The organism is Paraburkholderia sediminicola (genome assembly GCF_046026855.1).
Lineage (GTDB): Bacteria > Pseudomonadota > Gammaproteobacteria > Burkholderiales > Burkholderiaceae > Paraburkholderia > Paraburkholderia sediminicola_A.
On the sequence record NZ_JAQQET010000054.1, the window covers coordinates 26,267 to 37,127 of the forward strand.

Consider the following 10,861-nt stretch of genomic DNA (forward strand, 5'->3'; position numbering starts at 1 on the left):
GGCTAGAATGCCGGCTTGAAAGATTTGCGTTGCATGGGACCGGAGTAACCGCTAAAGCGCTAACTCCGGTCGACACAGGAGAGGATGGCATGGCCCCGGATCTGGATCAGCGGATCGAAACGTATTACGTGCGAGTGCGCGGCACCGTGCAGGGCGTCGGCTTTCGCCACGCCACCGTGCGGCAGGCCCACGCGCTCGGTATTAAAGGTTGGGTGGCGAATCTCGAAGACGGCTCCGTCGAAGCCATGTTGCAGGGCTCGGCCAATCAGGTCGACCGGATGCTGTCGTGGCTGCGTCATGGGCCGCCGGCGGCGCGCGTGACAGAAGTGGCCGGCGAAGAGCGCGCGACCGAAAAGCGTTATGAACGTTTCGAGCAGCACTGAGCGGCGGGGCTTCGAGCAAAAAAAGGCGGCGCGCCATCACATCGATAGCGCACCGCCTTGCAGTTTGCCTGTCCTGGTTGTCCGGCGAATGGGCCGATAACGTTTAGCGCCTAAAGCGCCTATCGCGCCACCAGCAAGCTCTCAGCGAACCCCCATCCATCTTCGATCCACTGATGGCTGCACACGAAGCCGGCATCGTCGGCGATCGCGGGCATCTCGTCAGCGCGATATTTGTGGCTGCTCTCGGTCCAGATCGTTTCGCCTGCCTTGAGCGAGACCGTCAATTGCGCGGCACCGACATGCGCGGTGACATCGCGTTTCGCACGCAGATGCATCTCGATGCTGCGCGCGTCTGGATTGAAGCGCGCGACGTGCTCGAACGCATCGAGCGGAAAATCGCCGTCGAGCTCGCGATTGACACGCGCCAGCAGATTCAGATTGAACGATGCGGTCACGCCGATCGCATCGTCGTAAGCGGCCACGAGCACCGGCGTCGGCTTGAGCAGATCCGTGCCGAGCAGCAACGCGTCGCCGGGTGCGAGCATGTTGCGGATATCGCGCAGGAAACGCGTCGCCGCGAGTCTGCCGAAATTACCGATCGTACTGCCAAGAAACAGTACGAGTAGCCGTTCGTCCGCTGCGCGATTCTTGCTCACCTCGGCCAGCCCGGCCAGGTAATCGCGTTCATAACCGACGATCGAGATCCGCTCGATGTCGCCGAGTTCGCGCCGGCATAACTGCAACGCGCTGCGCGAAATTTCAATCGGGAAGTAAGAAGTGGGGCGCTTTTTACACAGCGCTTCCAGAATACGCCGCGTCTTGCGACCGCTGCCGCTGCCCAGTTCGGCGACGGTCACGTCGTGCGGAAGGTGCGCGACGATGTCCGCCGCGTGCTTCGTGAGCAGGCTCTCCTCGGCGCGTGTCACGCCGTATTCGGGCAGTACCGTGATCACTTCGAAGAGGGCGGAGCCTACTTCGTCATACAGATACTTCGAGGGCAGTTCTTTCTGCGGTGCATGCGTGAGTCCGGCGCGAACGTCGGCGGCGAAGGTCGCGCGTAGCAGATCGGGCGATGCGTCGTGCGAGAGGGCTGGCTGGGTCATGCTGGCTCCAGTAGTCACGTTCGATGAGCAGGATTGCTGGCCGGGTGAAGGCAGGCGCAATAAAACGTCGTTGCTGCGTGCCGCGGGAAAGAAGGGTGGGCTCAGTCCGCCTGGACTGCCTTTACCGGCCCGGCTCGTTGATGTTGCAGATGACGGTTGCGACGGCGGTCCAGGATATCTCGGACCACATTGCAAATAGTGTCGCCAGACTTCGTAGCAAGATTCGAGCTTGAGCAGTTGCGCGAGAAGTTGCCGGTGCGAAAGCTACGGATTCGCCTGTCGCGCGTGAAGTTATGTTCTAGTGCATCGGCACGCGATGCGCACGGAAAAAATTGCTGCTTGCTACAAGGAAGGAGCGAGGAACGAGCGGGCACGTTGGCGGGGAACCCGTCTAGAATGCCCGCTTGCATCGCATATCGAAGATAAAAAATTCAGCGCTTGATCCGACTGCCTGCCGCGCTGCCTGTTTGTGAGGCTTCACTTCTAATGACAACAACTCGAGGCGCGAAGCCGTATGCTGCGCCGCACACACCTGCATCTGAATCAGCTTGCGCATCTGCACCGTATGCCGGAGCGATTGCGCCACGGGCCGCGCAATGAACCAGTATGACCCAAAGCGCGGTATCGCGTTGTCGGTCGGCGCGTCGGCGATGTTTGCTTTACTGTCCGCTTACGTCAAGCTGCTTGCGCCGTTGAGCGGTCTCGACATTTTCGCGTGGCGTATCGTGTGGACCGTGCCCGGGGCGTTATTGCTGATCGTGTTGCGCAAACGCCTGCCCATTCTCCGGCAACTTCTTTACCGCATGGTGACGGAGCCGACGCTCGGCGTGGCAATGGTTGTCAGCGCGGTTCTGCTGGGCGCGCAGTTGTGGGTGTTTCTCTGGGCGCCGCTGCACGGGCGCATGCTGGAAGTTTCGCTCGGCTATTTTCTGCTGCCGATGGTGATGGTGCTGGTAGGGCGCTTCTACTATCACGAGCGCCTCGACGGCTTGCAGTGGCTAGCAGTTATCTGCGCTGCTTTGGGCGTCGGGCATGAACTGTGGATGACGGGCGCGTTTTCGTGGCCAACGGTGCTGGTCGCGCTCGGCTATCCGCCGTATTTCGTGTTGCGCCGCAAAATCAACCAGGATTCGCTGGCCATGTTCACGGTGGAAATGGCGCTGCTGCTGCCGGCGGCGGCGGTGTTCATCGTCATCGGCGGTTCGCTGACAATGATCGGCGGCCGTATCGACATGTGGTGTTTGCTGTTGCCGGGGCTCGGCGCGCTCAGCACCATTGCGCTGGCTTCGTATCTGAAGGCGAGCCGTTTGTTGCCGGTCGCATTGTTCGGCATCCTCGGCTATGTCGAGCCGGTGCTGCTGGTGCTGGTCTCGATCACATTGCTCGGCGAGGTGCTCAGCGCCGCACAGTTAGCCACGTATATTCCGATCTGGATCGCGGTTGCGCTGACGGCATTGCATAGCGTGCGGCTCGTTCGGCTAGCGCCGCGTTGAGGCGCGTTGATTGAGCCGCAATGGTTGAGTCGCGGCGGGTGGTTGCGTTGGGACGGCGCGCAGTATTTGCGCTTGGCCCGCCGAATCAGGCGCCGCTTTCAGCGATGCGCTGCCGCGCGATCCGCATTGATACGCGTGGCGCCGACCTGCGCCTCGATCGCTTCGCGCAGCGCCGGCCGCCAGCCAAAGCCGAACAGCGCTTCAGCGAGGACGAATAGCGGCCCAATCAGCAGACCGACCACATCGTCGACAAATGCCGGTTTGCGATGTTCGTATGCCACGTGGCCGATAAACTGGAACACCCAGCCGACGACAAAGAGGCCGATGCCCGAGGTGAGCCAGGTGAACGTAGTTTGCGCAGCGAGCCATTGTCCGCACGCGACGCACAATACCGATACCACGGCCATCATCACGCCGAGCGGCACGTCGAGCACGAGGTAATAGACAGTCGCCGCGGCGAACAACACCCACGCGGGCGACAAGGTAAACGGCAACGCAAATGGCAGCGTGCCGGGGCCGAAAGCCGGCCGGCTCAACAACACAGCTAGCGCCAGCACGATCATCGGAATGCCGATGAAATGCGTGGCGATATTGCGCCGGTCGCGGTGGTAGGCCGCATATTGCGTAAGTTGCTGCGTCAGCGTTCTCATGTATGCCGCTCCTCGATCAAAGTCAGCATAATCGCGGTCAGCGGAATTTGAAACCATCGGGTAGCCGACAATCGGGCACGGATGCCGTCCTATGACTGCAAGTTTTTCATCGAATGAGCTTGCCACCCTGCTTGAACGCAGCGCGTGGTTTCGCTCGGCGCCTGCGCCCATGCGGGCGCAGTTGATCGAAGCGGGGCGTGTCGAGCGGCTGACGGGCGGCGAACGGCTCTTCACGCGCGGCGATTCTGACGATGGCCTCTATTGTGTGCTCGACGGTCTGGTGCGAATCGGCGCGGCGAGTTCGGCCGGCAAGGAAGCGTTGCTCGCGGTCATCGAACCGGTCAACTGGTTCGGCGAGATCGCGCTGTTCGATAGTCGCCCGCGAACCCATGATGCGTATGCCGAACGCGATTCCGATCTGTTTCATGTGCCGCGCACCGCGCTTGCCGTGCTGCTCGAACGCACGCCCGAGTATTGGCATGTCTTCGGCTTACTGTTGGCGCAAAAGCTGCGCCTCGCTTTCGATGCCATTGAAGAAGCCGCTTTGCTTCCCGCCGCGCAGCGCGTGGCGCGGCGCCTGCTGTTGATGGCAGGCGGCTACGGCGAACCCGGTGCATTGCGGCGTGTACTCAAAGTGCCGCAGGAGGATCTGGCGATGATGCTGGCTTTGTCGCGGCAGACAATCAACCAGGTGCTCAAGCAGTTCGAAATGCAAGGTGCGTTGAAGCTGGGCTATGCGGAAATCGAAATTACCGATGTGCAAAAGCTCAGTGCGCTAGCCGATCTGAATCCAGCTTCGGATTGATGGAACTGAGTCGTGCTGAGGCCGCGCGCGACAACACATCTTTATAAGCATTTTACGGCGCACCCCTGTTTCTTTGGCGATTCGCTACACCGACACCGGTAAGGTCGAGGTACTCCGGTCAGGAAGCGAAAATATGCATGGAAACAGCGCTCTGGATGGCGTGCAAACACAACGGGACCTGCGTTCGAGAGCCGGTCTGAAGGTGATGCTCGCGGCGATCGTTCTCTCGCTTGCTGCGACATCGCGAGCTGCCGATACGCAGCAGTCGGCGTTGGTCGCTCCAACTCCAACCGCCGCCAGCGACGCAACGCCTGACACCGGCTTGCCGGCGCTCAGCGATATCACTGCCTTACTGCGCGCACAGTTTCGCGTTGCGCCATCGGAGTCCATGAAGATCGCGCGCGCGGTGTTGATCGAAGCCGACCGCCACGGCATCTCGCCGATATTGCTGCTTGCCGTGATGTCGGTCGAATCGAGCTTCGATCGCTACGCGGTCAGCATCGCAGGTGCGCGAGGGCTTATGCAGATCTTGCCCGCCGCGCATCCGCAGTTGATTGCGGGCACAATCGACTTGTCCGATCCGGCGATCAACGTACGGATTGGCTCGACCATCCTGCGCGGCTACCTCGATGAAAGCGGCGGCGATCTCGACGCCGCTCTGCTTCGCTACAACGGTGGCGGCCGCGGCTACGCGCGGCGTGTCGTGCTGCGGATGCAGCGCCTCGACGCAAGTTTGCGCCGCGAATGATTAAACGATTCGCGGCGCATTCGTCCTCAGATCCTCCGACTTGCTCGTTTTCTCTCGCGTTAGCTCATCGCTCCGGCAAACTCGGCGCGCAGGTCTTGCAACCTGTCGCGCGCGGTACTCAGGCGCTCGACCAGTTGTGCCGAAGCGCGCGTGATCGGCATGCGCGTTTCGTCGGTCATCGAATGATCGAATGCCAGCATCGCCTTGATCGCGGACGGATTGGGCGCGGCGAACAGCAGGCGCAACACGGGCAGCAAGCTGGCGAACAGATTGCGCTCGTCCGGGTCGCGATCGGTCCGGATCAATTCCTGTACGGCAACCAGCAGGTCCGCGCAAACATGTGCGCTTGCCAGAATGCCGCCTGTGCCGCCGTTGTTCAGGCAGTCGTCCAATGCTTCATCGGTGCCGCACAGCACATTGATCGGCAGGCCGCGCAGTGCGCTGAAGTGTTCCTTCACGCATTCCTTGATGGCGACGATGTTGCTGTATTCGATCAGGCGCGCAACCGTGTCAGGCGCGATTGCTACGCCGGTTCGATGCGGCACGTCGTACAAAACAACAGGGCGCTCGGTGGCGAGTGCGGCTTGTTCGAAATGCCATTGCACGCCGGCCTGATCCGGACATACGTACGACGGTGGAGACACCAGATAACCCGCGCAGTCCCAACGCTCATAGCGATGAATATCGTGCAGGACGTCGCGCGTATTGGAGCCGCCGACGCCGATCAGCATCGGCAGGCGGGAGCCGATCACATCGGTCAGCGCCTGCAATACGATGAGGCGTTCTGATTCCTGTAATAAAGCGGCTTCGCCCGTCGTGCTCAAAGCGACAAAACCGCTGATCTCCGTGCGCAGGTAGTAGTCCGCGAGGCGCTGCAACGCGTCGACGTCGACTTCGCCATGACGAAACGGCGTAACGATGGGCAACCAGATACCTGAAAACATGATTAGCGCGCCTTTGCGACGGCATGGCGGCGCTTCAGAGGTCCGATCAGTGCTGCGGGGAGTGTCGAGATCAGCGTATGCAATGTGAAATCGAGGTCGTCGAGCGCAATGTCGAGTTGCACGCGCACTTCTTCGCGCACGGCCTCCGTGCTGACCACATACACGCCGAGTGGAGAATGGAGCAGTGTGCGGAGCTGGGTGCCAGGAAGATCGTGCGCGGGGTGGGGCAGGGTGACCTGCAAGCGGGCACGGGCCGCGGGGAAGGGAATGACATTGTTGCGTTGGACCGGCGGCGCGCTGAGCGGTCGCGTTTCGAAGTTGTCGATTGATTGCGTGAGAGCCATTTAGTGCGGCGTTCGTTGACGCCATGGTTGATCAAGACAGTTCGAGCTTAGGCTTCTGCGGGTAAACACGGTGCAAAAATTGAGGGATCCGCTGAAAAAATCTGTTCGCGTTCCGAGCTTATAAAGAGCGCTCACAAAAACCGCCGCTCAAAACCACGCTGGAAATACGGCCATAAAAAAAGGCGAGTCATAAGACTCGCCCTCCCTGAACGGCACCGTTTGGCTTCGATTAACTACGCATGCCTGGCCAGTGCGTGCCGAAAACCGATCACGTGTTATTGCGTTTTCGTCGTGTCGGTCTTTGCGCCGTCGACTTTTGCCGGGGCGTTGCTGGCCTCTTTCGCGCTCTCCGTCTTGCTCTTGCTTGCGCTTGTGTCGACAGTGGTCTTTTTGCTGGCCTTATGGGTCTTTGCCGCGTGGTTGCTGGCGGACGTCTTTTTCACATGCGCCTTTGTGGCGGCCTTGGTCGGCGCTTTCGTCGTGGCGGTGCCTGCATCAGCAGCACCCGTTTGCACGGCGGTGCTCGCCTTCAGATTCGCTTGACCGGCCGGTTGCGTTTGCGCGGGTTGCGCGGCCGACGGCGCTGCGGTTTGAGCAAAAGCGGTCGATACGACCAGAGCGGATGCGAGAGCAGCGAAAAGCGTCTTCATGATGTAACTCCTGTTTAACCGGTTATTTCTTGTGTCGCGGCTGAAATGTTTCAGCGCTGCCGGTTTAACGTTGGCCGGAAGACAGCAGTTGACGGTGCTCTGGTGACAAAACGTAACGGCGGATACATATCGGGGTCCTGAATCCGCCGCATCAACGACCACCGATTGGGTGCCAATCCGCCGCTCCCGCCGGTGTCGTGCCGAACCGGCGCAATCGCAAGAACGCGATTCCGCCGGTTTTCGATCACAGGGAACAGGATTAACGGGTGTTGCCGAGTACCTTCTGTGCAGTCGCATCGACGGCCTGCCGCATCTTGTCGACCAGTTCGTCGATCTGCGCGTGGTCGATCACGAGCGGCGGGGCGACGATCAGCCGGCCGTTCGTCGAGCGCACGATGGCGCCCAGTTCGAAGCCGACAGTCCGGCTATGCCAGGTCAACTCGGCTTCGTCGCTAAAACGCTCGCGCGTGGCCTTATTCTTCGCGAACTGTATCGCGGCCACCGCGCCGACGCCCTGGATCTCACCGATCAACGGGTGATCGGCGAATGCGTCACGCAATGCCTTCTGCAGATACGGACCGGTATCGTTCTTCGTGCGCTCGACAAGACGGTCTTTCACCAGGACATCCAGATTGGCCAGCGCGACCGCCGCCGCGACCGGGTGACCTGAGTAGGTCAGTCCGTGCGCGTAGACGCCGCCTTTCTCGACCAGCGCCTCGCCGACCTGGCGGCTCATCACCAGGCCGCCCATCGGCACGTAGCCCGACGTCAAACCCTTCGCAATACAGATCAAATCCGGTTCGAAGCCGAAATGCCGATGTGCGAACCACTCTCCGGTTCGCCCGAAACCGCCAATCACTTCGTCCGCGCACAACAGCACGTCGTACTGGCGGCAAATGCGCTGGATTTCCTGCCAGTAGCCGTCCGGCGGAAAGATCATGCCGCCCGCACCTTGAAATGGCTCGGCGACAAAGGCACCGACCCGGTCCGCGCCCAGTTCGAGAATCTTCTTTTCGAGCGACAACGCGGCCTGCTTGCCGAATGCTTCGGGGCTCAGTTCGCCCCCGTTCGCGTACCAGTAGGGTTCGTCGACGTGCGTCACATTCGGAATCGGCAGGTCGCCCATCTCATGCATGAAGGCCATGCCGCCCAGCGACGCGCTGCCGACGGTCGACCCGTGGTAGCCATTGATTCGCCCGATCAATACTTTCTTGCCGGGCTGGCCCTGGATGTCCCAGTACCGCCGGACCGTGCGAATAAGCACTTCATTCGCCTCAGAACCCGAGTTCGTGTACACGACATGACTAAAACGATCGCCCAGCAGCGAGAACAGTCGTTCCGACAATTCGATCACTGCGGGATGCGTGGTGTGAAAGAACATGTTGTAGTACGACAGTTCCTTCATTTGCCGCGACGCTGCGTCGATCAGTTCCTGGCGGCCGTAACCGACGTTGGTGCACCAGAGGCCGGACATGCCGTCGATGTAACGGTTGCCGTCGTTATCCCAGAGATAGACCCCTTCGCCTCGAACCATCACGCGCGCCCCTTCGTTGTTCAGGGCTTTCTGATCGACGAAGGCATGCAGGTGATGGGCTGCATCGCTTTGTTGATAATCGCGAGTGGCGCGGTGCGGAAAATTAGGAGCGTTCATGTTCAAGGTTCCAGTTGTGTGACAGACGAATTTCGCCTTGCGTGCCCGGCGCGGCAGGTCGACCGCAGCGGAATCACGCTCTTAGTCTCTTTGCGGCGCTATGCCAGCCGCTTGACCATGCCGGATCAGTAGCTGATCCACGTCGTTTTTAGCCCCGTATATTTGTCGAGTGCATGCAACGACAGATCGCGGCCGAACCCCGATTGACGGAAACCTCCAAACGGAGTTTGCGCGCTGAGCGCATCGACGGTGTTGACGGAAACCGTGCCGGCACGCAAGCGTGACGCCACGCGATGTGCGCGTGACAGGCCGCCTGTCCAGACCGATGCGGCGAGCCCATAAATCGAATCGTTGGCGAGCTGGATCGCCTCGTCCTCGGTGTCAAATTTAAGAACCGACAGGACCGGGCCAAAGATTTCCTCTCGCGCAATCGGATCGCCTGCGTTCACATCGACAAAGATGGTCGGCTCGATGAAATACCCCTTGCCATCGACAAGCCGTGTCCCGCCACCGGTCGCCAGCGTCGAACTCGTGCGCCCACGCTCGATCCACCCTTTTACGCGGTCAAACTGCGCACGGTCGACGATTGCACCCATGCCGCTGGCAGGATCAAGCGGGTCGCCCGGCATGAAGTCGAGCGAGTGGGCGATCAGGCGATCGACAAATTCATCGTGGATCGAGCGATGCACCAGCAGTCGTGAATTAGCCGAGCACACTTCACCCTGGTTGAAGAAGATGCCGAAGCACGCTTTGCGGGCCGCAAGATCGAGATCGTCCGCGTCTTCGAAAACCAGATTCGGACTCTTGCCGCCGCATTCGAGCCAGACCTGCTTCATATTCGATTGCGCTGCATATTCGAGAAATTTCTTGCCGACGACCGTCGACCCCGTAAACGCCACGACATCGACATCCGGATGCAAGCCGAGCGCGCGTCCGGCCGTCTCCCCGAACCCGGGCACTACGTTCAGCACGCCCGGCGGCAGTCCTGCCTCGAGCGCGAGTTCTGCAAGACGCAGTGCAGAGAGTGGCGACTGCTCCGCGGGCTTCAACACGATGCTATTGCCCGCTGCAAGGGCAGGTGCAATCTTCCAGGCCACCATATCGAGCGGGAAATTCCACGGCACGACTGCGCCGACCACGCCGAGCGGCTCCCGCGTGACAACAGCGAGATTGCCGGGATCAGTCGGCGCCACTTCGCCGTTCAGTTTGTCGATCGCCTCGCCATACCAGCAGAACAGGCTGCTTGCGGCTGGCACGTCGATGTCGAAGGCGTCGGCCACGCGTTTGCCCATGTTGAGTGAGTCGAGCAGGGCGAACTCTGCGCCATGGGACGCAATCAATGCACCTAACCGGCACAGGACGCGCTTGCGTTCTGCCGGCGGACAGCGCGACCAATGCCCTGCATCGAACGAAACACGGGCAGCACGAACGGCGTCGTTAACGTCTGCAGCGCCACAGGATGCAACGTTGGCAATCACCGTCTCAGTCGCGGGATTGATCGCCTGGAAGGTCTCGCCGTCTTGAGCGTCCGTGAAGCGGCCGTCAATATGTGCCTGCGCTCGCGGGAGAACATCCGCGGCCAGTCGGCGCCAGTCCATATGGTTGTGGATTTTTGCTGAAGAATGACTCAAGGAATAACTCCGGTCTGGAGATGGGCAGGCAGACCTTCCCATCTCGTGTATCGATGATCGAGACAGCTACGGCTCTAGCGCCCTACTGTCGATCGACAAAAAGGGACGGGAAAGAACAAATTTGCTCTTCATTGCATCTGTTTTCCCTATTCATTTTCAGAGTTGCATTCTTTTCCTACCTCTTTCAATGTTTCGTTGTTCGAACGCCGGAATGGATTGTGAAACTTGCCTTGGTAGGCAAGAAGGAACGAGATGATTTTGCATCTAAGAAAACTATCCATAAGGTAGGAAAACTATTTTTATTCAATAAATTCACGATGCTACGCTCCAGCCGTCGTTCGTCGCAGTTCCCTTGCAGCTGGAGGATCTGCGGTGCCAGGAACGGCATGTCGCAAGAGCCGCGCGCACAGGAGACGTTGTGCGTAGCGCCGGTGGGTGGACGGATAAAGAGCCATGAAC

Annotated in this window: 12 protein-coding genes; 4 read left to right on the top strand and 8 right to left on the bottom strand. The window is 60.2% G+C overall.

Translation table 11 applies throughout. The features are described from left to right. Positions 1–89: 89 nt before the first annotated feature. Positions 90–383, top strand: coding sequence for an acylphosphatase (locus PQR40_RS37115; RefSeq protein ID WP_408241042.1), 294 nt, complete (start codon positions 90–92; stop codon positions 381–383). A 119-nt stretch (positions 384–502) separates the two neighbouring features. On the opposite strand, the gene egtD is transcribed toward PQR40_RS37115, so the two are convergent. Further along, positions 503–1,486 carry an L-histidine N(alpha)-methyltransferase gene (egtD, locus tag PQR40_RS37120; RefSeq protein WP_408241039.1) on the bottom strand — a complete coding sequence of 328 codons (984 nt, stop codon included), beginning with the start codon at positions 1,484–1,486 and terminating at the stop codon, positions 503–505. A gap of 596 nt (positions 1,487–2,082) precedes the next feature. Here egtD and rarD point away from each other — a divergent pair. Next, positions 2,083–2,979, top strand: coding sequence for an EamA family transporter RarD (gene rarD / locus PQR40_RS37125; RefSeq protein WP_408511131.1), 897 nt, complete (start codon positions 2,083–2,085; stop codon positions 2,977–2,979). 98 nt (positions 2,980–3,077) lie between these two features. On the opposite strand, the gene PQR40_RS37130 is transcribed toward rarD, so the two are convergent. Next, positions 3,078–3,629 carry an Mpo1 family 2-hydroxy fatty acid dioxygenase gene (locus PQR40_RS37130; protein ID WP_408511132.1) on the bottom strand — a complete coding sequence of 184 codons (552 nt, stop codon included), beginning with the start codon at positions 3,627–3,629 and terminating at the stop codon, positions 3,078–3,080. Between the two features lie 91 nt (positions 3,630–3,720). Between PQR40_RS37130 and PQR40_RS37135 the strand changes: the two genes are divergently transcribed. Next, positions 3,721–4,434 (top strand): Crp/Fnr family transcriptional regulator, encoded by a 714-nt coding sequence (locus tag PQR40_RS37135; RefSeq protein WP_408241031.1) that lies wholly within the window; start codon positions 3,721–3,723, stop codon positions 4,432–4,434. 133 nt (positions 4,435–4,567) lie between these two features. Next, a complete protein-coding gene (locus PQR40_RS37140) occupies positions 4,568–5,182 on the top strand; it encodes a transglycosylase SLT domain-containing protein (RefSeq protein WP_408511133.1) in 615 nt (204 codons plus the stop codon). Positions 5,183–5,241: 59 nt separating this feature from the next. On the opposite strand, the gene PQR40_RS37145 is transcribed toward PQR40_RS37140, so the two are convergent. The 6 genes from PQR40_RS37145 to PQR40_RS37170 form a co-directional block, all read right to left on the bottom strand. After that, positions 5,242–6,126 (bottom strand): 4-hydroxy-tetrahydrodipicolinate synthase family protein, encoded by an 885-nt coding sequence (locus PQR40_RS37145; RefSeq protein ID WP_408511134.1) that lies wholly within the window; start codon positions 6,124–6,126, stop codon positions 5,242–5,244. 2 nt (positions 6,127–6,128) lie between these two features. Next, positions 6,129–6,470: a hypothetical protein gene (locus PQR40_RS37150; RefSeq protein WP_408389782.1), complete on the bottom strand. Its 342-nt coding sequence runs from the start codon at positions 6,468–6,470 to the stop codon at positions 6,129–6,131. A 275-nt stretch (positions 6,471–6,745) separates the two neighbouring features. Then, positions 6,746–7,120, bottom strand: coding sequence for a hypothetical protein (locus PQR40_RS37155; RefSeq protein ID WP_408336900.1), 375 nt, complete (start codon positions 7,118–7,120; stop codon positions 6,746–6,748). Between the two features lie 259 nt (positions 7,121–7,379). Then, positions 7,380–8,771, bottom strand: coding sequence for an aspartate aminotransferase family protein (locus PQR40_RS37160; protein ID WP_408511135.1), 1,392 nt, complete (start codon positions 8,769–8,771; stop codon positions 7,380–7,382). 125 nt (positions 8,772–8,896) lie between these two features. Next, positions 8,897–10,369: an aldehyde dehydrogenase gene (locus PQR40_RS37165; RefSeq protein ID WP_408511136.1), complete on the bottom strand. Its 1,473-nt coding sequence runs from the start codon at positions 10,367–10,369 to the stop codon at positions 8,897–8,899. Between the two features lie 217 nt (positions 10,370–10,586). Then, positions 10,587–10,861, bottom strand: a 275-nt coding sequence (locus PQR40_RS37170; protein ID WP_408389787.1) for a hypothetical protein, incomplete at its 5' end; no start/stop codon positions are given.

Coding starts and splice junctions, on each gene's coding strand:
- PQR40_RS37160 (WP_408511135.1), bottom strand. CDS start 8,771: ATGAACGCTCCTAATTTTCCGCACCGCGCCACTCGCGATTATCAACAA.
- PQR40_RS37140 (WP_408511133.1), top strand. CDS start 4,568: ATGCATGGAAACAGCGCTCTGGATGGCGTGCAAACACAACGGGACCTG.
- PQR40_RS37130 (WP_408511132.1), bottom strand. CDS start 3,629: ATGAGAACGCTGACGCAGCAACTTACGCAATATGCGGCCTACCACCGC.
- PQR40_RS37115 (WP_408241042.1), top strand. CDS start 90: ATGGCCCCGGATCTGGATCAGCGGATCGAAACGTATTACGTGCGAGTG.
- PQR40_RS37145 (WP_408511134.1), bottom strand. CDS start 6,126: ATGTTTTCAGGTATCTGGTTGCCCATCGTTACGCCGTTTCGTCATGGC.
- PQR40_RS37135 (WP_408241031.1), top strand. CDS start 3,721: ATGACTGCAAGTTTTTCATCGAATGAGCTTGCCACCCTGCTTGAACGC.
- PQR40_RS37155 (WP_408336900.1), bottom strand. CDS start 7,120: ATGAAGACGCTTTTCGCTGCTCTCGCATCCGCTCTGGTCGTATCGACC.
- PQR40_RS37165 (WP_408511136.1), bottom strand. CDS start 10,369: ATGGACTGGCGCCGACTGGCCGCGGATGTTCTCCCGCGAGCGCAGGCA.
- rarD (WP_408511131.1), top strand. CDS start 2,083: ATGAACCAGTATGACCCAAAGCGCGGTATCGCGTTGTCGGTCGGCGCG.
- egtD (WP_408241039.1), bottom strand. CDS start 1,486: ATGACCCAGCCAGCCCTCTCGCACGACGCATCGCCCGATCTGCTACGC.
- PQR40_RS37150 (WP_408389782.1), bottom strand. CDS start 6,470: ATGGCTCTCACGCAATCAATCGACAACTTCGAAACGCGACCGCTCAGC.